Here is a 21,606-nt window from a genome sequence, read left to right as displayed (position 1 = left end):
TTCTGTGCACTTTGATGCCGCAGCGTCGTCGAACCGCCGAAATCACCGGGGGCGGACGACGACTTCGTGGATGTGTGCGTCGGGCGGGGCGTTGACGGTGTCGGCGACGACCTGCGCGACGGTCGCGGGGCTCAGAAATCGCTCGGGTTTGTATTCGCCGCCCTCGTAGGCGACGAGCCCTTCCTGCATGACCGTCGCGATGCGGCCCGGATGGATCGACGTCACCCGAAGCGAGGGCTCGTCGTTGCGAAGCGAGTCGGCGAAGCCCCGCAACGCGAACTTGCTCGCGGTGTAGGACGCCAACCCGGGCGAAGCGTTGATCCCCGAGCCGGAGTTGATGAACACGACGTGGCCGCGCGCGCTGTGCAAGGCGGGCAGCAGCGCAAGCGTAAGCGCAACTGCGCCAATGACATTCACCTCCATGGTGACGCGCCACTCGTCGACCGTCGACTCCGCAACGCGCCCGGGGAAGGCGGCGCCCGCGTTGTGGATCAGCACATCGAGTTCGTCGATCGGTTCGACCGCGGCGGGGATGGCGTCGGCGTCCTGGAGGTCCAGCGGCCAGGTGGTGGCTCCGAGCCGCTGCGCCAGGGCGTCAAGCCGGTCCGAGGGCCGACCGCCGAGAAACAACGTGTGAGTGGGCTCCAGTGCCTCGGCGAGTGCCGTACCAAGGCCGCCCGCCGGTCCGGTGATGAAGGCGCTCGGCATGCCGGTCACCCTACCGACTGCGATCATTGGGGAGATGGCACCAGATCCCAGCTTCGCTCCCACGCAGCTCGCGGCGCGCGCTGCGTACCTGCTGCGTGGCAACGACCTGGGCGTGATGACCACGGCGGCGCCGCTGCTGTACCCGCACATGTGGAGCTGGGACGCGGCGTTCGTGTCCATCGGCCTCGCCCCGCTGTCCGTGGAGCGGGCCGTCGTCGAACTCGACACGCTGCTCTCGGCACAGTGGTCCAACGGGATGATTCCGCACATCGTGTTCGCCAACGGGGTCGACGGCTACTTCCCCGGCCCTGCGCGATGGGCGACCTCGGCGCTCGCCGTCCACGCGCCACGCAACCGGCACACGTCGGGCATCACCCAGCCGCCGGTGCATGCGATCGCCGTGCAGCGCATCCTCGACCACGCCCGCTCGCGCGGCCGGTCGACCCGCGGGGTGGCCGAGGCGTTCCTGGACCGCCGCTGGGACGGTCTGGTGCGCTGGCACCGCTGGCTCGCCGAAGCGCGCGACCAGAACGGGCATGGCCGAGTCACGCTCTACCACGGGTGGGAGTCCGGTATGGACAACTCGCCACGGTGGGATGCCGCGTACGCCAATGTGATTCCTGGCGCGGTGCCCGAATATCAGCGCGAAGACAACGCCATCGTCACCGACGCCAGCCAGCGGCCGTCCGACGTCGAGTACGACCGTTACCTGTGGCTGCTCGAAGAGATGAAGTCGGCACACTACGACGACGATCTGCTTCCCAAGGTGATGAGCTTCGCCGTCGAGGACGTGTTCGTGTCGGCGATCTTGTCGGTGGCCTGCACGGTGCTCGCCGAGATCGGCGAGGACTACAAGCGCCCGAACGCCGACGTCCGAGATCTGTACGCGTGGGCGGAGCGGTTCCGGTCGGGCGTCATCGAGACCGCTGACGAAAGGACCGGTGCAGCCAGGGATTTCGATGTCCGGGCGGGAAGGTTGATAGCCACCGAGACGGTCGCGCAGTTTGCGCCGCTGCTGTGCGGCGGCCTGCCCCATGACAAGGAGCGGACGCTGCTTCGGCTGCTGGAGGGGCCGCGGTTCTGCGGGCATCCGGACCTGAAGTACGCGTTGATCCCCTCGACATCGCCGGTGTCGCGGGACTTCCGGTCAAGGGAGTACTGGCGCGGACCGGTCTGGCCGGTGATGACCTGGCTGTTCTCCTGGGCCTTCGCGCGCCGCGGCTGGGCCGAGCGGTCCCTGATCCTTCGCCGCGAAGGTCTGCGGCAGGCCAGCGACGGCACATTCGCCGAGTACTACGAACCGTTCACCGGGGAACCGCTCGGCAGCATGCAGCAGTCATGGACCGCCGCCGCCGTTCTCGACTGGCTGGGCTAGCCGTCTTCGTGGCCGGGTTCCTGGCCGGCCAACCGCTCCATCGGACCCAACGCCTTGGTCAGGGTCTCGACGTCGTCCTCGGTGAGCTTGCCGAGCATTGCGGCCAGCGCAGCCCGGCGCGCGGCGAGGGCTTCGCGGTGCTGGACCAGTCCGCGGGGTGTGACCTCGACGAGTACGGCCCGCAGGTCGGATGGGTCGCGCGACCGCTTCACCAGCCCGAGCTTCTCGAGCCGGCGGATCGCCACCGTCGTCGTCGGGGTGCGGACACGTTCGTGAGCCGCGAGATCGGTCATCCGGATGGGACCTTTTTCCAACAGGGTCAGCAGGATCGACAACTGGGCCAGCGTCAGGTCGCCTGCGGTGCCGCGATTGGCGTCACCGCGACGAAGGACGGAGAACAGCTTGGACAGAACGCGCTGCAGCTCGGCTGCGAGCTCGTCGACCTGCGCTTCTGTCTCCACCATAGTTCGCTAGTCTAACCTGTCAGGCTCTGACGGTATGGAATCGCGCAATGTTCGCGGTTAAAGAACTTGGGACAGAAATCGCTGTAATCTTTCCGTTTCAGCGGCCTCGAAGACCTGCTCCGGCGGCCCCGATTCGACGACCTTGCCGTGATCCATGAAGACGACAGCATCCGACGTCGAGCGGGCGAAACCCATCTCGTGCGTCACGACGACCATCGTCATGCCGTCCGAGCCGAGATCGGCGATGAGCTCCAAGATCCCCTTCACCAGCTCGGGATCCAGCGCTGAGGTGGCCTCGTCGAAGAACATCACCTGCGGGGTCATCGCGAGCGCGCGGGCGATCGCGACGCGCTGCTGCTGGCCGCCGGACAGAGTCCCGGGACGGGCATCGGCCTTGTGTCGCAGTCCAACCCGGTCCAGCTGAGCCATCCCGACCTCGCGGGCCGTGTCGGCGCTGAGGTTTTTGAGCTTGCGCGGCGCCAACGTCACGTTGTCCAGCACCGAGCGGTGCGGGAACAGGTTGAACTGCTGGAACACCATGCCCATCCGTTGCCGCAGTCGGTCCGGGTTGTCGGCCAGCACCGACTTGCCGTCCAGGAGGATGTCGCCCTTGTCCGGCTCGTAGAGCCTGTTGAGCGTCCGCAGCAGCGTCGACTTACCCGAGCCGGACGGCCCGATCACCGCGACGGTTGTGCCTGCGGGCACATCGATATCGACGCCCCGCAGCACGGCATTGGGTCCGAAGGACAGATGAATGTCGCTGCCTGTCAACGAGACTGGTGCAGGTGCTGTCGCCATCAGATCATCTCCTGTGACGAGGCCGGGTTCAGCGGTGACAGCGGATCCTCCGGCTCGGCGGGTTTGCCCTTCCGCAACCGGGCGTCGATGTAGTTGACCAGGTGGGTCAATGGGATCGTCAGGATGAGATAGAACAGGCCGGCGGCCACCAACGGTGACAGGTTGCCGGTCTGCGCGTTGAGGTCGCGGCCGACCTGGAAAAGCTCGCGCTGGTTGGCGACCAGCCCGAGAAAGTACACCAGCGAGCTGGCCTTGAGCAGCGAGATGAACTGGTTCATCAACGCGGGCAGCACCCGCCGAATCCCTTGGGGCACCACCACCAGCCGCATCGACGCCGGATAGCTGAAGCCCAGCGCGCGCGACGCTTCAAGCTGGCCGGCCTCCACGCTCTGGATCCCCGAGCGGAAGATCTCCCCGACATAGGCGGCGGCCATCAACCCCAGCGCCGCGATGCCCAGCGGGTAGGGATTGTTTCCGGTCAGCCCGCCGACGATCGGCCCGACACCGAGGCCGATCAGCAGAATGATCACCACCTCCGGCAGGCCGCGGAAGATGTCGGTGTAGATGCGGGCAGGCCACCGCAACCAACGGGCCGTTGAGATGCCCGCCATGGCGAGCCCGATTCCGAGCACCAGTGCGATCACGCTGGCGCAGACGGTCAGAATCAACGTATTCGGCAGGCCGGTCTTGAGCAGCACCGGGACGGACTGCTTGTACAGATCCCAGTCGAGGAACGAGTCGGCCAGCTGCGACAGCGTCGACTTCGGCTGTGCCGCAGACGAAGCCGCAGGCTCACCCTGGTGGCTGGCCGCGACCGCCGCGAAGTCCGGCAGCTTCGGCGGCTGCGCGGCCTTGGACCCCGGCTTCCAGCCGGGCGGCAATTCCCGCGGCACCCAGTCGGAATACAGGCGCGACCAGGTCCCGTCGGCGATCACGGCATCCAGCCCGGAGTTCAGCGCGTCGATCAACGGCTTGTTCTCCTTGGCCACCGCGTAGGCCACGAAATTGTCCAAACTGAAGGTGTTTTCGATGATCTCGGCCGAATCGCCGGGCTGCACGGTGCCCTGCGCCTGCTGCGACGGCGCAACCCAGGCATCGATCTGACGCGTCTTCAGGCTGGCGTAGACGGTGTTGTAGTCGGGAAACTTCACCGGATCCAGATGCAGTGAGTCGACGACGTAGGCCTCCTGAACGGTGCCCTGGACGACGCCGATCCGCTGGCCCGCGGCGAGCTTGTCGAAACCGGTGATCGCCGACCCGCTCGGCACCACCAGAGAGAAGTAGCCGAAGTCGTAGCCGTTGGTGAAGCCGACGGCGCGTCTGCGGGCATCGGTGGTGGTGATCGACGACGAGCCGACGTCGAAGCGACGCGACGCCACCTGGGCGAGCAGGCCGGAGAATTCGGTGCCGACGAAATTGACTCGCAGACCGATCTTCTCGGCCATCGCGCGCAGCAGCTCGTTGTCGAATCCGGTGAACTGGCCGGCCGAGTCGATGCAGATGCTCGGCGGCGCGTCGGACAGCGTGCCGACGGTCAGCACACCGGGTGTGCCCAGGCCGAGCGCGTCGACCTTGACGGTGTCGAGCGGCGCGACCGTCGGTGTCGTGTACTTGTCTTCGCCGGGCCCCGCGGCCGCGGAGGCCAGGTTGGTCGGGACGGTGCTGGCGCTGTCGAGGCCTGGCGGCGCGCATTGGTCGACGTCGGCGACTGCAGGGGCCGCCATCGGCAGGCTGAACACCAGCAGCCCGACCAGTGACAGAACGAGTGCCCTACCTATCCGGCCCGTGAATCCGGTCATGGGAGCAACGTAGCCGCCGCGGTGGCGCAGGCGTCGGCTTGCGCTCAATCAGAACGCAACCGAGGGCTGCCTGGCCAGACTCGACGGGCTGAACACGCCACGGCGCACCAGCTCGGCGATCATGATCCGCCCCATCGCTTCGGACCGGCCCGCGCATGCGGCGCGTGCGCCTTCGGGGTCACCCATATGGACGGCCCTCGTCTCGGCCTCGTAAAACGGCAGCATCTCGTCGTGGTTGTTCATATATGTAACCCAGAACGACCGCGGGATGAAGCTTTGCGATGCCCGGATCTCGGCAAGAAGCCGCGGGCCGGCGTACTCCTCGTTGATGGTCTGCCTGTACTGCCAGGCAGCTTCCTGGAATGCGCGCGACTCGCGGTTGGCGCGCATGAAGTCGGTCAGCGTGTCGAGCTGGGAAAGCACCTGTGGGCGCGGATCGCTGGCGGCGCGCGCGGACGCTATGCCCAGCAGGATGCCGTGCAGCTCATGGTGCTCGAGTACGACGGACTCGTCGAAGCGCTCGACGAACGCGCCGCGGTGGTAGCGGGTGGACAGAATTCCGTCGTGCTCGAGTTGAACGACGGCTTCCTGTATCGGGACCCGGCTCAGGCCGAGCTCGTGGGCGATTTCGTTGCGGTCGACCCGATCCCCCGAGCGCAACTTGCCAGTCAGCACCAGGTTGATGATGTGCGTGACAACCTGGTCCTTTTCTTTGATTCCATACCTTTTGGGCATAGCGGCGACAGTTAATCACGCCACCAAGTCAGCAGGCTGAAATTGACCGAATGAATCGCTTTGTTTTCGCGAGTTTTGCTCAGCCTAAGCTCAGTTGGTTAATCGGCGCGCCGCTGATCGCGCCAGCGGCACAACGTCTCTGCATCGCTGAGGTCGTAGTCGGGACCGTTGACGCCGACGGTGAGGAGGGTGACCCCGAGTCCGGCGAGCGCATCGGCCTCGGCGAGCAGCGCGTCCGTGCCCTTACCGGAGACGCCGGCTGACCGCTCGATCGCCTCGGGATCGCGACCGACGTCGGCGCAGTGCCGCGCCAGCACTTCCGACTTCTGCGGGTATTCACTGCTGTCGCTGAAGGAGTGCCAGATATCGCCATACTCGGCGACCAGCCGCAACGTCTTCTTTTCGCCACCGCCGCCGATCAGCACCGGGATATCGCGGGTCGGCGCCGGGTTGAGCTTGCCCAGCCGCGACTTGATGCGGGGGATCGCGGCGGCCAGATCGCCGAGGCGGCTGCCCGCAGTGCCGAAGTCATAGCCGTACTCGTCGTAGTCCTTCTGCTTCCAGCCCGACCCGATGCCGAGAATCAGCCGACCGTCGGAGATGTGGTCCACGGTGCGTGCCATGTCCGCCAGCAATTCGGGATTGCGGTACGAATTGCAGGTGACCAGGGCGCCGATTTCAATTCGCGACGTCTGCTCGGCCCACGCGCCGAGCATTGTCCAGCATTCGTAATGTGGACCGTCGGGGTCGCCGTATAGCGGGAAGAAGTGGTCCCAGTTGAAGGCGACGTCGACGCCGATGTCCTCGCAGCGACGAACCGCGTCACGGATATGGCCGTAGGAAGACGAATGTTGCGGCTGCAGCTGCACGCCGATGCGAATGGGGGAGGTCACCCGTCCATCATTCCCGCTTCGGCTAGACGCCAATCCGTCCGTCGGTCTTCCACACCGCGACAACCGACGGACGCGCCGTTCCGTTGCCGCCTTCCGGCCACCGAGACAAGGGGTTGTCGACGCTGTTGTCGTCGTTCTCGCCTGGGTGCTGCACGCACACGGTCACCAGGTCGTCGGTGATGATCGGTCCGCAGGTCTCGGCTCCCAGCGGCACCGTGAGGAACTGCTTGGTCTCACCCCGGTTCGGCCCGTCGAGCGCGACGGCGAAGAGCCCGTCATTCGAGTCGAGGGCGTTGCCGTCGGTGGAGATCCACAGGTTGCCGTGGTCGTCGAACGCCAGGTTGTCCGGGCATGAGATCGGGCTGACCTTCAACTTGTCGAACCCGGCGAAGTAGGTGTCGGCGGCGGCGGGATCGCCGCACACCAACAGCAGTTCCCAGGTGAAGTCGGTGCCCGCGTGGTTGTCGGTGATCTCGAGGATCTGTCCGCTCTTGTTGTCGGTGCGCGGATTGGGGGCGTCAGGAGGCGCCTCACCGGGGGCGCCACGCTCGTCGTTGTTGGTCAGCGCGACGTACACCTTGCCCGTCTTGGGGTGTGCCTCGATGTCTTCGGGCCTGTCCATTTTGGTGGCGCCTGCCTTGTCGGCGGCCAGGCGGGTGAAGACCGCGGCCTCCTGCGCGGTCACGCCGGGCACAAGCGATTCGGCCTGACCGTTCGGGCCCGACCGCAGAAGCGGGAGCCACTGTCCGACACCCCGAAAGGAGCCCGTGGCCGGCGGCGTGCCGGAGCCGTCGATCTCGTCGGCCGGGATGTCGCTGGACAGTTTCGCGACATACAGCGTGCCCTCGTCGAGCAGGGTCATGTTGTGCGCCAGCGCCGCGGGATCCGTGCCGGGCTGCAGCTTCTTGCTCGAGACGAACTTGTACATGTAGTCGAAGCGTTCGTCGTCTCCGCTGTAGGCCACGACGGTGTCGTCGTCGGTGATGTGGATGTTGGCGCCCTCGTGTTTGAACCGGCCCACCGCACTGTGTTTGACCGGCGCCGAGTTCGGATCCCACGGGTTCAGCTCGACGATGTAGCCGAAACGGTTGGGCTCATTCGGCGTCTGGGCCACATCGAAGCGGGGGTCGAACGTCTCCCACAACAGATCGGAGGGCTCCAGTGCGACGCCGTAGCGGTCCATCCGACCGGCGTCCATCCCGCTCGGCTGCAGGGCTCCCTTCGCCGCACCGAAATAGCTTTGAAAGTTCTCCTCGCCGGAAAGAACGGTGCCCCAGGGGGTTACGCCGCCCGCGCAATTGGCGAAGGTGCCCGCGACAGTGCGACCCGCGGGGTCAGCCGCCGTCTTGACGAAATCGGTGCCCGCCGCAGGCCCGGTCAACGTCATCGGGGTGTCGGCGGTGATGCGCCGGTTGTAGCGGCCCATCACCGGCCGCAGACCACCGCCAGGGGTGCGTTCGACCTCCAGCACGCCCATGCCGACCGCGGCGATCTCGACATCGAACTGCTCTCGGCTTGGGGCGTCGGCCTTGTAGCCGGGGAACATGAACACCGGGTCGACGTATTCGAAGTTGGTCACCAGCAGGAACCGGTTGGGTTGCGCACCGGAACCGGCCGGGATCGGCAGCAGCCCTGCGAAGTCGTTGTTGAAGCCGAACTGCCCGCGCTGCGCGGCCCCGGTCTGATGTGCGATGTCGAATTTCGGCGCGCCGTCCAATACCGGTTCGCCCCAGCGGATCACCACGCTCTGCTGGTAACCGTCCGGGATGACGACTGCGTCCTCGCTGTTCGGCGCGACGGCCGTGAATTTCATGCCGCTCGGCGTCTGCGGGGGCTCCGTCGACGACGGCGGGGTCGCCGCCGGTTGTTGGTCGTTCCCGCACGCCGCCAGAACCGAACCCGCGCCGACGGCAAGCACAGCGATCCCGCCGGCCTGCAGCACCGAGCGCCGGGACACCGCCTTGGCGATGTCGCTGAAGTACTCGTTGTCGCTGGTGTTGCGGACGGGCTTGGAGCAGGCGTCCCCGCACTTGTATCGGCATGTCACGTGCTGGCGCTTGGACTTTCCGTCATGGGTGATGAAGAGGTTCAACGGCACAAGCGCCATGGACGGGTTCCTTCCGAGCATGTTCGCCGGCCGGGCTGTTGGCCGAACCTGCCGAAACCTACGTCAATATGGCAATCAGTCGGGGATGAATCAGCAAACACGTGGCGCGTCAGCCGCCGAGCAGCCCGCCCAGGATGTCGACCAGAGCGCGCGGCTGGTCACCCTGCACCGAATGGCCCGAGTCGGCGACGACGTGGGTGCGTTGGAAGCCCGGGGCGCCGTTCGCGAAGGCCTCGGCGTCCTCGTCGTTGACGAAGAACGAGTTGGCGCCGCGCACCAACGTGGTCGGCATCGTGATGCTCGGCACGTCGTCCCATAGGCCGTCGAACCCGTCGGCATTGCGGAAGGAGTCGTAACGCCACGTCCAGGTTCCGTCGTCGAGCCGCTTCGAATTGTGAAACACCCCGCGCCGCAACGATTTTCGATCCCGATGTGGCGCTGCCTCGATCGTCACGTCAAGCATCGCCGAGAAGCTCGGGAATTCGCGGTCGCCCTTGACCAGCGCAACGGCGCCGAGCTCTGACTTGGTCATCTGCTCGTGGCGCTCCGGTGCCGACGGGGTGACGTCGACGAGCAGCAGTTCGGGAACGAGGTCGGGCTCGGTGGCCGCGATGCGCAGCGCGGTCAACCCGCCCAGCGACATGCCGACGACGAGGCGCGGATGCGGAGCCCACTCGCGCAGCACCGGCCGCAGCGTCTCGGCGCTGCGCCGGGGGCCGTAGTCACCGTCCTCGCGCCACGCCGACCGGCCATGTCCCGGCAGGTCGATCGCCAGCGCGGGCAGGCCAAGGCCAAGGACCACGGTGTCCCAGGTGTGCGCGTTCTGCCCACCGCCGTGCAGAAAAACCACCTGCGGCGCGTCGTCGCCCCACTTCAAGGCACTGATACCGGCGGAATCGACGCGGACGACCGCGGGTAGTGGGCCGGTGTGTCCGATCTGCTCGGCGTTCTCAGGCAGAAGTGCGAACTCGTCGAGATCGCGCAGTTCGCCATCGGAGATTTCCGCCACGGCTCGACATTACGCACCGCCGAAATTCAGGTGCTATCCGCGCGGCATTGTGTAAGCGTCAAGCATGGCTCCGAGATTGACCATTCGTACCGCCGACGACGCGGACTGGCCGGCCATATCAGTGGTCGCCGCAACATGCTTCGGGCACTGGCGGCCGGAGGAAGCGAACGACGCGTGGCGGACGATGATGCCCGACGGCAGCGTCGTCGTCGCGTGCGACGGCGAGGACGTCGTCGGCGCGGCGTTCTACCTCGACCTGAAACTCACTGTTCCCGGCGGCGCCGTGCTGCCGATGGCCGGCTTGTCCGGCGTGGCGGTCTCTCCCACGCATCGGCGACGCGGCGCGCTGACGGCAATGTTCACCGAACTGCACGGCCGGATGGGCGACTATCCGATCGCCGGACTGGAGGCCAGTGAGGCAGGCATCTACGGCCGCTTCGGTTACGGGCCGTCGACGCTGTGGCGTGAACTCACCATCGACCGGCGCGAGGCCAGGTTCCACGACGACGTCCCCGACCCCGGCGGCGTCAGGACCGTGCGGCCCACGGAGCGCCGCGACCAACTCGAGGAGATCTACGAGCGGTGGCGCCTGCAGACGCCGGCCGGTCTGCACAGCCCGCGCCGGCTGTGGGACGAGGTGCTCACCGACCGCGATGAGTTCAGGGACGGCGGGACGGCGCTGTTCTGTCTGCTGCATGCCGACGGCTTCGCGATGTACCGCGTCCATGGCGACGAGAAGAAGACGGTCAAGATCGCCAAGCTGACCGCGGTGACGCCGGAAGCGCACATCGCACTGTGGCGGGTCCTGCTCGGTATGGACCTCATCGAGAAGGTGATGACGTGGACGCGTCCAGACGATGTGCTGCCGTATCTGCTTACCGATCCGCGCCTGGTTCGTACCACCCTGGTGGAGGACGCGTTATGGCTGCGGATCCTCGACGTACCCGCGGCGATGGAAGCGCGTACCTACTCGTCGGATCTGTCTGTGGTGGTTGATATTACGGACGGGGTGCTCGGCGGCGGCGGCCGTTTCGCGCTCGATGTGTGCAACGGGAAGGCGCGGTGCGTCCGCACGGACGCAGCGGCTGATGTGCACACCGAACTGTCAGTGCTCGGCAGCCTGTACATGGGTGTCCACCGCGCGTCGGCCTTCGCGACCGCGAATCGCCTGCGCTGCAGCGACGACGAAACGGTGGCGCGACTGGACGCGGCGTTCGCCACCGCCATTCCAGCTGAGCTTGGCTTCGGCTTCTAGCCTTCGATGAAGGTTTCGAGCTGCGTGCGGGCCACGTCGTCGGGCAGCTGCTTGGGCGGGCTCTTCATCAGGTAGGCGGACGCGGCCTCGACCGGGCCGCCGATGCCGCGGTCCTTGGCGATCTTCGCCGCACGCACCGCGTCGATGATGACGCCCGCCGAGTTCGGCGAGTCCCACACCTCGAGCTTGTACTCCAGGTTTAGCGGCACGTCGCCGAATGCGCGGCCTTCCAGCCGCACGTAGGCCCACTTGCGGTCGTCGAGCCAGCCGACGTGATCGGACGGGCCGATGTGCACATCCTTGGTGTTGAACTCGCGCTGCAGGTTCGACGTGACCGCCTGGGTCTTGGAGATCTTCTTCGATTCCAGACGCGAGCGCTCGAGCATGTTGAGGAAGTCCATGTTGCCGCCGACGTTGAGCTGCATCGTGCGGTCGAGCTGCACGCCGCGGTCTTCGAACAGCTTGGCCATCACGCGGTGGGTGATGGTGGCGCCCACCTGGCTCTTGATGTCATCGCCGACGATCGGCACGCCGGCGTCTTCGAACTTCTTGGCCCACACCGGGTCTGACGCAATGAACACGGGCAGCGCGTTTACGAAGGCCACGCCCGCGTCGATGGCGCACTGCGCGTAGAACTTGTCGGCCTCTTCGGAACCGACAGGGAGGTAGGAGACCATCACGTCAACGTTGTTGTCTTTGAGTGCCTTGACCACGTCGACCGGATCGGAGTCGGAGACCTCGATGGTCTCTGCGTAGTACTTGCCGATGCCGTCGAGGGTCGGCCCGCGCTGCACGGTGACGTTGGTGGGCGGGACATCGGCGATCTTGATGGTGTTGTTCTCCGACGCGAAGATGGCCTCGGAGAGATCGAAGCCGACCTTCTTGGCGTCCACGTCGAAGGCGGCGACGAACTTGACGTCGCGCACGTGGTACTGGCCCAGCTTCACGTGCATCAGGCCGGGCACCGTGGCGTTCTCATCGGCGTCCTGGTAGTACTGCACACCCTGAACGAGCGATGATGCGCAGTTGCCGACACCGACAATCGCGACCCGCACCTCGGTGTTCTCAGTCATGGCGACGTTCTCCCTCTCGATCCAAATGCCAATTGCAAAATCTTGTTTGTTCTACGACTGCTCGGCACGACCCTGAGCTACCCGCTCGGCCGCGATCAAATCGTTGAGCCACTTCACTTCGCGCTCGCTGGACTCCAGCCCCAACTGGTGCAGCTGGCGGGTGTAGCGGTCAAGCGAACTGCTGGCCCGCGCGACGGCTTCACGCAGACCCTCCCGGCGTTCCTCCACCTGGCGGCGCCGGCCCTCCAGGATCCGCATCCTGGCCTCTGCCGGGGTGCGGTTGAAGAAGGCGAGATGAACCCCGAAGCCGTCGTCGGTGTAATTCTGCGGACCGGTGTCAGCCACCAACTCCGCGAAGCGCTGCTTGCCTGCGTCGGTCAGCTGGTACACCCGGCGCGCACGGCGCACCTTGGACGCGCCGTCTGGTGCGGCGTCCTCGACGATCAACCCGTCGGCTTGCATCCGGCGCAGTGCGGGGTACAGCGAGCCGTAGGAGAACGCCCGGAAGGCGCCGAGCAGACCGGTCAGCCGCTTGCGCAGCTCGTAGCCATGCATGGGTGACTCGAGCAGAAGACCCAGCACTGCGAGCTCCAGCATCGAACCACCTCCTTTGCCTGCCGTTAGGACGACTCGACACCTCGCAAAAGTGTATCGCGCCGATATATGCGGCGCTACATCGGGACGACAAACGCCTGTTCAGGCGACTAGCTGGGCTTGCTGACCTGCTTGATCGCGCCGTCGGGTGCCAGATCGATGAAGCCGCTACCGAACTCGCTGCTGACGTAGAGGCGGATGTTGACGGCGTCGGGTGTGACCGGATCCTTCGACGGTTCGATGTCGATCCAGGTGTCGGAAATGTCCTTGCGCCGAATGCCGAGCGACTCGGGCGCCCGCGCAGGATCGCGATGGTCTGCTCGACGTTGAACTTCGACAGGTCGACGACGCGATCATCACTGTCGACGGTGGTGGTGGAGTAGGGGTCTCCCCAGCCGCCGCGGTAGTCGTACATCACCTTGCGCCGGGGGTCATCGGGATCGGGACGGTAGAGCGTCGCCCGGTCCGGGCGGATGTTCATCGTAAAGCCGGTGGTGTCCGCGAACTTCTGCCGCATCTGCTCGAAAAGTCCGTCGAGCCCGCCGAGTGATTGCAGCTCCCCAGCGTGGTGGCGTGGGTGGCCGCTGCCGGTGCTCCTGCATCGACAGCTGTCCGTCGGCGAGCGCGGTGTCGAGCACCTGGCAGGTTGCGGTGCGGTCGCTGTCCTTTGCGCGCTTGCCCAGTGATCGCGGTGTCGCCACGTCGAAGATCGTAGGAGTTCGGTTGCCGTCACGCAGTCAGATGCACACTCGACGCGGGCACATGACCCGTCACGCCCCTACCCGCGCGGGGCCGACGTACTCTGGTCAGCGTGCGATTGCAGCGACAGGTGGTGGATTACGCGCTCCGGCGGCGGTCCCTGCTGGCGGAGGTCTATTCGGGCCGCACCGGCGTCTCGGAGGTCTGCGACGCCAATCCGTACCTGCTGCGAGCTGCGAAGTTTCACGGAAAACCCAGCTCGGTGATGTGCCCGATCTGCCGGAAGGAACAGCTCACCCTGGTGTCATGGGTCTTCGGCGATCATCTGGGCGCGGTGTCCGGGTCGGCCAGGACAGCTGAGGAGCTCGTCATGCTGGCGACCCGCTTCGACGAATTCTCGGTCCATGTGGTGGAGGTATGTCGCACCTGCAGTTGGAATCACCTGGTGAAGTCGTACGTGCTGGGCGCGGTTCGGCCGCCGAAGGGCTCACGTCCGACGCGGACCGCGCGCAACGGCGCGCGGACGGCCAGTGAATAGCGAAGGGCGCCATAACCGGTCGGCCAGCGATGTCCCGCAGGGACAGGCTGCTGACGGTGTGGACGACCGCAAGACAGTGGAAGTGCAGCGGCCGCCGCTTCCTCGCAGACCCGTCAGCCATTTCGACGATCGGCACACCGCGATCATCCCGGCCGTAAGGGATAACCCCCGGCCGTTGCGCGACCCGATCGAAGCCGTCAAGGCCGCGCTGGACGGCACCCCGCCGCCGAAGCCACCACCGCCGATACCGCCGCGGCGTCCGCCGCCGGGTGGTGGCGGACCAGGGGGCCGGCCTCCTCGCCGGTTGTCCGCCATGGACCACATCAACTGGAAATGGGTCCGGCGAGCGCTCTACATATCGGTCGCCGCGCTCATCCTGCTGCCGATCGTGACATTCGGCATGGCCTACATGATCGTCGAAGTCCCCAAACCGGGTGACATCCGCACGAACCAGGTCTCGACGATCCTGGCCAGCGACGGCAGTGAGCTCGCCAAAATCGTTCCGCCCGAGGGCAATCGCGTCGACGTCAGCATCGACCAGATTCCGGTGCACGTGCGTGATGCGGTGATGGCCGCAGAGGACCGTGACTTCTACTCCAATCCCGGATTCTCGTTCAGCGGCTTCGCGCGCGCCGCCAAGAACAACATGTTCGGCGGCGATGTCCAGGGTGGATCGACGATCACTCAGCAGTACGTCAAGAACGCGTTGGTGGGGTCGCAGCGCTCGGGCCTCGGTGGCATCGTCCGCAAGGCCAAGGAGCTGGTCATCTCGACGAAGATGTCCAGCGAATGGTCCAAAGACCAAGTGCTGCAGTCGTATCTCAACATCATTTACTTCGGCCGCGGTGCATACGGCATCGGCGCCGCGTCCAAGGCCTATTTCGACAAACCGGTCGAGCAGCTGACTGTCGCCGACGGCGCGCTGCTGGCGGCGCTCATCCAACAACCCTCAGGACTCGATCCGGCGACCAACCCGGACGGGGCGCTCGAGCGCTGGAACTGGGTGCTCGACGGCATGGTCGAGATCGGCGCCCTTTCGCAGACCGACCGTGCGGCGCAGGTGTTTCCTCCGACCGTGCCGCCTGACCTGGCACGTGTTCAGAACCAGACAACCGGCCCGAACGGGCTGATCGAGCGTCAGGTGCAGAAGGAGTTGCTCGACCTGTTCGACATCAGCGAGCAGACATTGAACACCGAAGGTCTGCAGGTGACGACCACGATCGACCCGAAGGCTCAGTCGGCCGCGGAATCGGCGGTGACCGAGACGATGGAGGGGCAGAACCCGGATATGCGTTCGGCCGTGGTGTCGATCGATCCGAAGACCGGCGGCGTCAAGGCCTACTACGGCGGATCCGACGCTCAGGGCTTCGACTTCGCCCAGGCCGGATTACCGACGGGGTCGTCGTTCAAGGTGTTCGCGCTGGTGGCCGCGCTGGAGCAGGGTATCGGCCTGGGCTACCAGGTGGACAGCTCGCCTGTCGAGGTCAACGGCATCAAAATCACCAACGTGGAGGGCGGTGGCTGCGGCACCTGCAACATCGCCGAAGCGCTGAAGCGTTCGCTGAACACGGCGTACTACCGGCTGATGCTCAAGCTCAAGAACGGGCCTGCCGACGTCGCCGCCGCCGCGCACCAGGCGGGCATCGCCGACAGCTTCCCCGGTGTCGAGCACACCCTGTCCGAAGACGGCAAGGGTGGACCACCGAACAACGGAATCGTGCTGGGCCAATACCAGAGTCGGGTGCTCGACATGGCTTCGGCGTACGCCACGATCGCGGCCTCCGGCGTCTATCACCGCCCGCATTTCGTGCAGAAGGTGGTGAACGCCGAGGGCCAGGTGCTGTTCGACGCGGCCAACGAGGACAACTCCGGAGAACAGCGAATCGACAAGGCCGTCGCCGACAACGTCATCGCCGCGATGCAGCCGATCGCCGCCTACTCCAACGGTCACGCCTTGGCAGGCGGACGGCCGTCGGCGGCGAAGACCGGCACCAATCAGCTCGGCGACACAGGCGCCAACCGGGACGCCTGGATGGTCGGCTTCACACCGTCGTTGTCGACGGCGGTATGGGTCGGCACGACAGACGGCACCCAACCGCTGGAGAACAAGTGGGGGTCGCCGGTGTACGGGTCCGGCCTGCCGTCCGACATCTGGAAGGACACGATGGACGGTGCGCTCGAGGACACCGACAACGAGTCGTTCCCGAAGCCGACCGAGATCGGTGGCTACGCCGGTGTGCCCGCGGCCCCGCCGCCGCCACCGAGCACACCTCCACCCTCGGACACCGTGATTCAGCCGTCGATTGAAGTGGCGCCGGGCATCACGATTCCGTTCGGTCCGCCGACAACGGTGCCGGCCGGTCCGGCGGGTCAGCCCCCACCCGACCCGAATGCGGTCGGTGTACCGGGAGCGCCGGTTGCGCCGGGTGTGCCAGGGCCGGGTCCGCAACCGCTGCCTCCGCCCCCGTGACCGAGAGCGGGGATACCGAAATCGAACACGGAGCGGCGCGCACGCCGCTCCGTTCTTCGGTGTCATCGCAGCAGCCCTCCGGCGTTTCGTCGCCGCGGCCCTCCGCCGTATCCCCGCGGCCACTTGCCCTCGACCGGCGCAGCGCAGACGACCGCGACATGCCAAGCCGCAACGATGTTTTGGTCGGTTCGCTCTCGCAAGTGATCGGGGGCCCTGTCGGTCGGCACGCGTTGATCGGCCGAACGCGATTCTTCACCCCGCTTCGGGTGATGTTGGTGATCGCCGTGGTGTTCCTCGCACTGGGCTACTCGTCGAAGGCCGCATGCCTGGTGTCCACCGGCACGGGAACGGCCGATCAGAAGGTGGCCAACTGGCAGAACCAGCGGGCGTACTACGAGATGTGCTATTCCGACACCGTCCCGCTTTACACGGCGGAACTACTGAACCTTGGCAAGTTCCCGTACAAGTCGAGCTGGATCGAAAAGGACAGCGAGGGCAGACCGCAGAAGCAGTTCGACGGCAACGTCGCCGTGCGGTATATGGAGTACCCGGTCATCGTGGGGACCTACCAGTACCTGTCGATGTCGTTGGCCAAGAGCTACTCCGCGCTGAGCAAGCTGGTGCCGATCCCGTCGATCGCGGAAGTCGTGATGTTCTTCAACATCTCCGCGCTCGGCCTGGCTCTGGCCTGGTTCGCGACCGTATGGGCCACGTCGCGGCTGGCGGGCAGACGCATCTGGGACGCAGCGCTGGTCGCGGGTTCGCCGATCGTCATCTTCCAGATATTCACCAACTTCGACGCTCTGGCAACAGCTTTCGCCACCGGTGCCGTGCTGGCATGGGCACGGCGAAGACCCGTGCTCGCGGGTGCACTGATCGGCCTCGGCGTCGCGGCCAAGCTGTATCCGATCTTGCTGCTGATTCCGTTGGCGCTCCTGGGCCTGCGCACCGGCCGGCTGCGGGAAGTCGGCAAGACGGTGGCCGCCGCGATCGTGGCCTGGCTTGTGGTCAACCTGCCGGTGATGGTGATGTTCCCGCGGGGGTGGTCGGAGTTCTTCCGGCTCAACACCCGACGCGGGGACGATATGGACTCGTTTTACAACGTGGTGAAATCCTTCACCGACTGGCAGGGCTTCGACACCGGCCTTGGTCTGTGGGAACCGCCGACGATACTCAACACCGTCGTGTTCGTGTTGTTCCTTTTGTGTTGTGCCGGTGTCGGTTACATCGTACTGACTGCGCCCCAACGACCGCGACTGGCGCAGGTGGCGTTTCTGATCGTCGCGCTGTTCCTATTGACGAACAAGGTGTGGAGCCCACAATTCTCGCTATGGCTGGTGCCGCTGGCAGTGTTGGCGTTGCCGCACCGGCGCGTCCTGCTCGCGTGGATGACCATCGACGCGCTGGTGTGGGTGCCGAGAATGCTCTTCCTGTACGGCGAGCAGAACCGCGGCCTGCCGGAGCAGTGGTTCACGATCACCGTCCTGCTGCGCGATATCGCGGTTATTGCGCTGTGCGCGTTGGTGATTAGGCAGATCTATCGCCCCGATCTGGACTTGGTGCGTAATCACGGGCAGTTCGACGACCCGTCCGGCGGAGTGTTCGACGAAGCAGAGGACCGGCCGCCGCACTGGCTGCCGAAGCGGTTGCGGCCTGCACCGAAAGATATCGTGATCACCGTTCCCGAAGAGGAGCCTGCGGCTATTCTCAACGCGTGAGCCGGGCTATGCGAGGCGTGTTCGTGATGGCCTGCGCCGTGACCGCTTTGGCGGTGGGCTGCAGCACAGACGGAAGCCCGCAGGCTGCTGAGCCGGCGCAGAAGACGGGTGCGACGGCCGAACCGAGCAGTCCGGCAAAGGATTCCGGCGGAGAAGTCCGATATCTGGCGCTCGGCGACTCGGTGACACAGGGTGTCGGCGCACCCGACGAGGCCACGGGCTCGTTCCCCGCGCTCGTTGCCGAGCGCTGGCGCGCCGACGGCTGCGAGGTCGAACTTCAGAACGCCGGAATCAGCGGGTACACGGCCGGCCAGATCCTCGCCGAGCAGGTACCGCAGATCGAATCCTTCGCGCCGACGCTCATCACGTTTCAGGCCGGCGGAAACGACATCGTCAACGGGGTCTCGATCGACGAGTACCGAAACAACGTCAGGTCGGTACTGGACTCGGCGACCGGCAGCGGTGCCCGCGTGATCGTGCTGGCGCAAAACGAATGGTTCCGATCACCCACGGGGGTGAGCTATGTCGGCGACGACGGCGCTGCCCAGCGATCCACGTTCGACGATGTGCTGATCATGGAGGCGTCGGCGCACGGCGCCGAGTTCGTCGATATGCGACCGCTGTACGCCGAGCAGGCCGAACAGGGGCAGTGGGTCGAAGACGGGATTCACCCGACCCCCGAGGCGTACGAGGCCTGGGCCGAGAAGCTCAGCGAGGCGGTTCCCGCACCCTGCAAGTCCTAGCCAGCGGCGACGGCGAACAGGTGCCAGGCACCAGGCACGCCCTTGAGTTGGTGGGTACCGCGGTCATCGAACAGCAGGCCCGATCCGATCACGAGGTCGCGCAGCGTGCTCGAGACCAGGACGTCGTTGGGTGCTGCGAGTGCGCTGACGCGTGCGCCGATGTGCACGGCGATGCCGCCGATGTCGTCGCCGCGAATCTCGCATTCGCCGGTGTGGAGTCCGGCGCGTATTTCGATGCCGAGCGGTTGCACGGCATCGCGGATCGCCATGGCGCAGCGGATGGCTCGCTGCGGTCCGTCGAACGTCGCGAGGAAGCTGTCGCCCGAGGTGTTCACCTCGCGACCTCGGAATCGGGCGAGTTGTGACCGGACGACAGCGTCGTGCGCGTCGAGCAACGCATGCCAATTACGGTCGCCGATCTCGGCGGCCATCCGGGTCGAGTCGACGATGTCGGTGAACAACACGGTGGCCAGCACGCGGTCGTCGGCCACCTCCGCCTGATGCCCGGTGAGGAACTCGGCGATCTGCTTGAACGAGGGCCGCCAGTGCGGTTCCACGAACTGATACATGTTGCGGCCGGGCAGCTCGACGTATTTGGCGCCAGGAATGTGGTCGGCGATGAGCTTTCCCATCGCGGCCGTGATGAACGCGTCGTCGCGGTGGTGCAAGACGAGAGTCGGCACCCTGACACTCGGAAGCACCGCCCGTACGTTCAGCTCGGCCGTAAGCGCGAGCATGACTTCGACGGTCGCAGGACTCACGGCCAAGCGTTCCATCCGCGCCCAAGACGCCGGATGTCGTCGTTCCACGGCATGTCCGGATTGACGACATGTTGGAAGTTGCCTGTTCCCCACATGGTGAGCATCGCCTCGCTTGCCTGCTCGGACTCGGGCCCCTGGCCGTAATCGGCAAGCGGATCGGTATAGCCCTCCGCGGCGATCAGCGCCGCCGTGCGGGACGGGTGGGTCGCGGCGAACAAGGCCGCAGACGCGAACGCGCCGTCGACCGCATAGAGAACAGCTTCCGAACTGCCGAGGTCATCCATCACAGCGGTGATGCCGTCGGCCCACTGCTCCAAGGTGGGCAACGCTTGTGGGCTGATCGGATCGGAGGCACCCGTTCCGGGGTGATCGAAGAAGATCACCCGACCGATCGACGTCATCGCCTCGAGCCATCCCTGGATGGACGGCAACTCGGGTATGACCTCGCAGCAGGTGAACCAGTTGGGCACGAAGACAATGTCGCGGACGCCAGGTGGAGACGCCCGATATGCGATGCGAAGGTCTCCACTGCGCGCATACCGCGTCTCGGAGAACACTGGCGAAGTCTAAGTCGGGTGAGCAGTGCGATTTCGCAGATCAGCGGGCTTTCCTGTAACCTGGCCCGGTTGCCGACGCAGGCGACCCTCCTGCCACGGATTGGCCGTGGCCGACTAGCCCATAGGAGGTGATGGTCCTCATGCGTCCATACGAAATCATGGTCATCCTCGACCCCACCCTTGACGAGCGCACCGTCAGCCCGTCGTTGGAGACGTTCCTGAACGTCATCCGCAAGGACGGCGGCTCGGTCGACAAGGTCGACATCTGGGGTAAGCGCCGGCTGGCCTACGAGATCCTCAAGCATTCCGAGGGCATCTACGCGGTGATCGACGTGAAGGCCACCCCGGCCACCGTGTCCGAGCTCGACCGCCAGCTCGGCCTGAACGAGGCCGTGCTGCGCACCAAGGTTCTGCGGACCGACAAGCACTAGTCGTCGAACGGCTGTCGGGTGTCATGAGCCTTGCGTAGGCTCGCGCCCAATATGCCGCCCATCTGAGGAGGATCTCGTGGCTGGTGACACGATCATCACTGTCGTCGGAAACTTGACCGCCGACCCGGAACTGCGTTTCACCCCGTCCGGGGCGGCTGTCGCCAACTTCACCGTCGCATCCACTCCGCGGATCTTCGACCGCCAGAGCAATGAGTGGAAGGACGGCGACGCGCTGTTCATGCGGTGCAGCATCTGGCGGGAGGCCGCCGAGAACGTGGCCGAAAGCCTGACCCGCGGTTCGCGGGTGATCGTGCAGGGGCGGCTCAAGCAGCGGTCCTACGAAACCCGTGAGGGCGAGAAGCGCACCGTCGTCGAACTCGAAGTCGATGAGATCGGCCCGTCGCTCAAGTACGCCACCGCGAAGGTGAACAAGGCCAGCCGCAGTGGCGGCGGAGGTGGCGGCTTCGGCGGCGGCGGCGGCGACCGCGGCGGCTCCCGTCCAGAGCAGCAGCCCAAGGACGACCCATGGGGCAGCGCCCCGGCGTCCGGATCGTTTTCCGGCGCCGACGACGAACCGCCCTTCTAACCAAACTCCGATAGCAAGTAAGAAAGAGATAGCGAAATGGCGAAGGCCACCAAAAGACGCCCGGCCCCCGAAAAGCCGATCAAGACTCGGAAGTGCGTGTTCTGTTCCAAGAAGGGGCAGACCATCGATTACAAGGACACGGCGCTGCTGCGCACGTACATCAGCGAGCGCGGCAAGATCCGCGCGCGTCGGGTTACCGGTAATTGCGTCCAGCACCAGCGGGACATCGCAATCGCCGTCAAGAATGCCCGCGAGGTTGCGCTGCTGCCGTTCAGCGCGTCAACCCGCTGAGC

Annotated in this window: 19 protein-coding genes and 2 pseudogenes; 9 read left to right on the top strand and 12 right to left on the bottom strand. The window is 65.8% G+C overall.

Going from position 1 to position 21,606, the window contains the following annotated elements; all coding sequences use genetic code 11:
• Positions 1-42: 42 nt before the first annotated feature.
• Positions 43-708 carry an SDR family oxidoreductase gene (locus QOJ24_RS25570; RefSeq protein ID WP_526266287.1) on the bottom strand — a complete coding sequence of 222 codons (666 nt, stop codon included), beginning with the start codon at positions 706-708 and terminating at the stop codon, positions 43-45.
• A gap of 34 nt (positions 709-742) precedes the next feature.
• Between QOJ24_RS25570 and ggh the strand changes: the two genes are divergently transcribed.
• Complete coding sequence (ggh, locus tag QOJ24_RS25565; RefSeq protein ID WP_526266233.1) at positions 743-2,083, top strand: glucosylglycerate hydrolase; 1,341 nt, start codon at positions 743-745, stop codon at positions 2,081-2,083.
• Here the strand turns inward: ggh and QOJ24_RS25560 are convergent.
• From QOJ24_RS25560 to QOJ24_RS25530, 7 genes are all read right to left on the bottom strand, one after another.
• Entirely contained in the window at positions 2,080-2,547 is a 468-nt protein-coding gene (locus QOJ24_RS25560; protein ID WP_526266232.1) for a MarR family winged helix-turn-helix transcriptional regulator, read from the bottom strand. The two genes, ggh and QOJ24_RS25560, sit on opposite strands and share 4 nt — an antisense overlap.
• A gap of 57 nt (positions 2,548-2,604) precedes the next feature.
• Positions 2,605-3,345, bottom strand: a complete 741-nt coding sequence (locus QOJ24_RS25555) for an amino acid ABC transporter ATP-binding protein (RefSeq protein WP_526266230.1) — start codon at positions 3,343-3,345, stop codon at positions 2,605-2,607.
• Complete coding sequence (locus QOJ24_RS25550; RefSeq protein ID WP_526266285.1) at positions 3,345-5,069, bottom strand: ABC transporter substrate-binding protein/permease; 1,725 nt, start codon at positions 5,067-5,069, stop codon at positions 3,345-3,347. Before QOJ24_RS25550 ends, QOJ24_RS25555 begins: the two co-directional genes overlap by 1 nt.
• A gap of 123 nt (positions 5,070-5,192) precedes the next feature.
• On the bottom strand, positions 5,193-5,879 hold the full coding sequence (locus QOJ24_RS25545) for a GntR family transcriptional regulator (RefSeq protein ID WP_526266228.1): 687 nt from the start codon (positions 5,877-5,879) through the stop codon (positions 5,193-5,195).
• 98 nt (positions 5,880-5,977) lie between these two features.
• On the bottom strand, positions 5,978-6,772 hold the full coding sequence (locus tag QOJ24_RS25540) for an LLM class F420-dependent oxidoreductase (RefSeq protein WP_526266226.1): 795 nt from the start codon (positions 6,770-6,772) through the stop codon (positions 5,978-5,980).
• A gap of 22 nt (positions 6,773-6,794) precedes the next feature.
• The gene (locus QOJ24_RS25535) at positions 6,795-8,879 is read right to left on the bottom strand and encodes a PhoX family protein (protein WP_526266224.1); all 2,085 of its coding nucleotides are present in this window, start codon (positions 8,877-8,879) and stop codon (positions 6,795-6,797) included.
• A gap of 109 nt (positions 8,880-8,988) precedes the next feature.
• Entirely contained in the window at positions 8,989-9,888 is a 900-nt protein-coding gene (locus QOJ24_RS25530) for an Rv0045c family esterase (RefSeq protein WP_526266222.1), read from the bottom strand.
• 64 nt (positions 9,889-9,952) lie between these two features.
• On the opposite strand from QOJ24_RS25530, the gene QOJ24_RS25525 reads away from it, so the two are divergent.
• Positions 9,953-11,143, top strand: a complete 1,191-nt coding sequence (locus QOJ24_RS25525) for an enhanced intracellular survival protein Eis (RefSeq protein ID WP_526266221.1) — start codon at positions 9,953-9,955, stop codon at positions 11,141-11,143.
• Here the strand turns inward: QOJ24_RS25525 and QOJ24_RS25520 are convergent.
• The 3 genes and pseudogenes from QOJ24_RS25520 to QOJ24_RS25510 all read right to left on the bottom strand — a co-directional run bounded on the left by QOJ24_RS25520 (position 11,140) and on the right by QOJ24_RS25510 (position 13,511).
• The gene (locus tag QOJ24_RS25520; protein WP_526266220.1) at positions 11,140-12,216 is read right to left on the bottom strand and encodes an inositol-3-phosphate synthase; all 1,077 of its coding nucleotides are present in this window, start codon (positions 12,214-12,216) and stop codon (positions 11,140-11,142) included. The genes QOJ24_RS25525 and QOJ24_RS25520 overlap by 4 nt on opposite strands.
• Positions 12,217-12,267: 51 nt before the next feature.
• Entirely contained in the window at positions 12,268-12,813 is a 546-nt protein-coding gene (locus QOJ24_RS25515; RefSeq protein ID WP_526266218.1) for a PadR family transcriptional regulator, read from the bottom strand.
• A gap of 107 nt (positions 12,814-12,920) precedes the next feature.
• Positions 12,921-13,511: pseudogene (locus tag QOJ24_RS25510) on the bottom strand (DUF1707 domain-containing protein).
• Positions 13,512-13,621: 110 nt separating this feature from the next.
• Between QOJ24_RS25510 and QOJ24_RS25505 the strand changes: the two are divergent.
• The 4 genes from QOJ24_RS25505 (at position 13,622) to QOJ24_RS25490 (ending at position 18,978) form a co-directional block, all read left to right on the top strand.
• On the top strand, positions 13,622-14,047 hold the full coding sequence (locus tag QOJ24_RS25505; RefSeq protein WP_526266217.1) for a DUF5318 family protein: 426 nt from the start codon (positions 13,622-13,624) through the stop codon (positions 14,045-14,047).
• Positions 14,040-16,517, top strand: a complete 2,478-nt coding sequence (locus QOJ24_RS25500; protein WP_526266215.1) for a transglycosylase domain-containing protein — start codon at positions 14,040-14,042, stop codon at positions 16,515-16,517. The genes QOJ24_RS25505 and QOJ24_RS25500 overlap by 8 nt, the downstream gene beginning before the upstream one ends.
• Before the next feature lie 158 nt (positions 16,518-16,675).
• Positions 16,676-18,235 (top strand): glycosyltransferase family 87 protein, encoded by a 1,560-nt coding sequence (locus QOJ24_RS25495; protein WP_526266213.1) that lies wholly within the window; start codon positions 16,676-16,678, stop codon positions 18,233-18,235.
• Complete coding sequence (locus tag QOJ24_RS25490) at positions 18,232-18,978, top strand: SGNH/GDSL hydrolase family protein (protein WP_526266211.1); 747 nt, start codon at positions 18,232-18,234, stop codon at positions 18,976-18,978. The genes QOJ24_RS25495 and QOJ24_RS25490 overlap by 4 nt, the downstream gene beginning before the upstream one ends.
• Here QOJ24_RS25490 and QOJ24_RS25485 read toward each other — a convergent pair.
• Positions 18,975-20,296 (bottom strand): annotated as a pseudogene (locus QOJ24_RS25485) (adenylate/guanylate cyclase domain-containing protein). The gene QOJ24_RS25490 and the pseudogene QOJ24_RS25485 sit on opposite strands and share 4 nt — an antisense overlap.
• A gap of 140 nt (positions 20,297-20,436) precedes the next feature.
• On the opposite strand from QOJ24_RS25485, the gene rpsF reads away from it, so the two are divergent.
• The 3 genes from rpsF (at position 20,437) to rpsR (ending at position 21,604) form a co-directional block, all read left to right on the top strand.
• Positions 20,437-20,727: a 30S ribosomal protein S6 gene (gene rpsF / locus QOJ24_RS25480; RefSeq protein ID WP_526266210.1), complete on the top strand. Its 291-nt coding sequence runs from the start codon at positions 20,437-20,439 to the stop codon at positions 20,725-20,727.
• A 76-nt stretch (positions 20,728-20,803) separates the two neighbouring features.
• Positions 20,804-21,313 (top strand): single-stranded DNA-binding protein, encoded by a 510-nt coding sequence (locus tag QOJ24_RS25475; RefSeq protein ID WP_526266209.1) that lies wholly within the window; start codon positions 20,804-20,806, stop codon positions 21,311-21,313.
• Between the two features lie 36 nt (positions 21,314-21,349).
• Positions 21,350-21,604, top strand: coding sequence for a 30S ribosomal protein S18 (gene rpsR / locus QOJ24_RS25470; RefSeq protein WP_526266208.1), 255 nt, complete (start codon positions 21,350-21,352; stop codon positions 21,602-21,604).
• Positions 21,605-21,606: the final 2 nt, after the last annotated feature.

It is taken from the genome of Mycobacterium sp., from assembly GCF_032159775.1.
Taxonomy (GTDB): domain Bacteria; phylum Actinomycetota; class Actinomycetes; order Mycobacteriales; family Mycobacteriaceae; genus Mycobacterium.
This window is presented reverse-complemented; position numbering and strand designations above follow the sequence as displayed.

Coding starts and splice junctions, on each gene's coding strand:
- QOJ24_RS25560 (WP_526266232.1), bottom strand. CDS start 2,547: ATGGTGGAGACAGAAGCGCAGGTCGACGAGCTCGCAGCCGAGCTGCAG.
- QOJ24_RS25495 (WP_526266213.1), top strand. CDS start 16,676: ATGCCAAGCCGCAACGATGTTTTGGTCGGTTCGCTCTCGCAAGTGATC.
- rpsR (WP_526266208.1), top strand. CDS start 21,350: ATGGCGAAGGCCACCAAAAGACGCCCGGCCCCCGAAAAGCCGATCAAG.
- QOJ24_RS25545 (WP_526266228.1), bottom strand. CDS start 5,879: ATGCCCAAAAGGTATGGAATCAAAGAAAAGGACCAGGTTGTCACGCAC.
- QOJ24_RS25555 (WP_526266230.1), bottom strand. CDS start 3,345: ATGGCGACAGCACCTGCACCAGTCTCGTTGACAGGCAGCGACATTCAT.
- QOJ24_RS25520 (WP_526266220.1), bottom strand. CDS start 12,216: ATGACTGAGAACACCGAGGTGCGGGTCGCGATTGTCGGTGTCGGCAAC.
- QOJ24_RS25570 (WP_526266287.1), bottom strand. CDS start 708: ATGCCGAGCGCCTTCATCACCGGACCGGCGGGCGGCCTTGGTACGGCA.
- ggh (WP_526266233.1), top strand. CDS start 743: ATGGCACCAGATCCCAGCTTCGCTCCCACGCAGCTCGCGGCGCGCGCT.
- QOJ24_RS25550 (WP_526266285.1), bottom strand. CDS start 5,069: ATGGCGGCCCCTGCAGTCGCCGACGTCGACCAATGCGCGCCGCCAGGC.
- QOJ24_RS25525 (WP_526266221.1), top strand. CDS start 9,953: ATGGCTCCGAGATTGACCATTCGTACCGCCGACGACGCGGACTGGCCG.
- rpsF (WP_526266210.1), top strand. CDS start 20,437: ATGCGTCCATACGAAATCATGGTCATCCTCGACCCCACCCTTGACGAG.
- QOJ24_RS25535 (WP_526266224.1), bottom strand. CDS start 8,879: ATGGCGCTTGTGCCGTTGAACCTCTTCATCACCCATGACGGAAAGTCC.
- QOJ24_RS25515 (WP_526266218.1), bottom strand. CDS start 12,813: ATGCTGGAGCTCGCAGTGCTGGGTCTTCTGCTCGAGTCACCCATGCAT.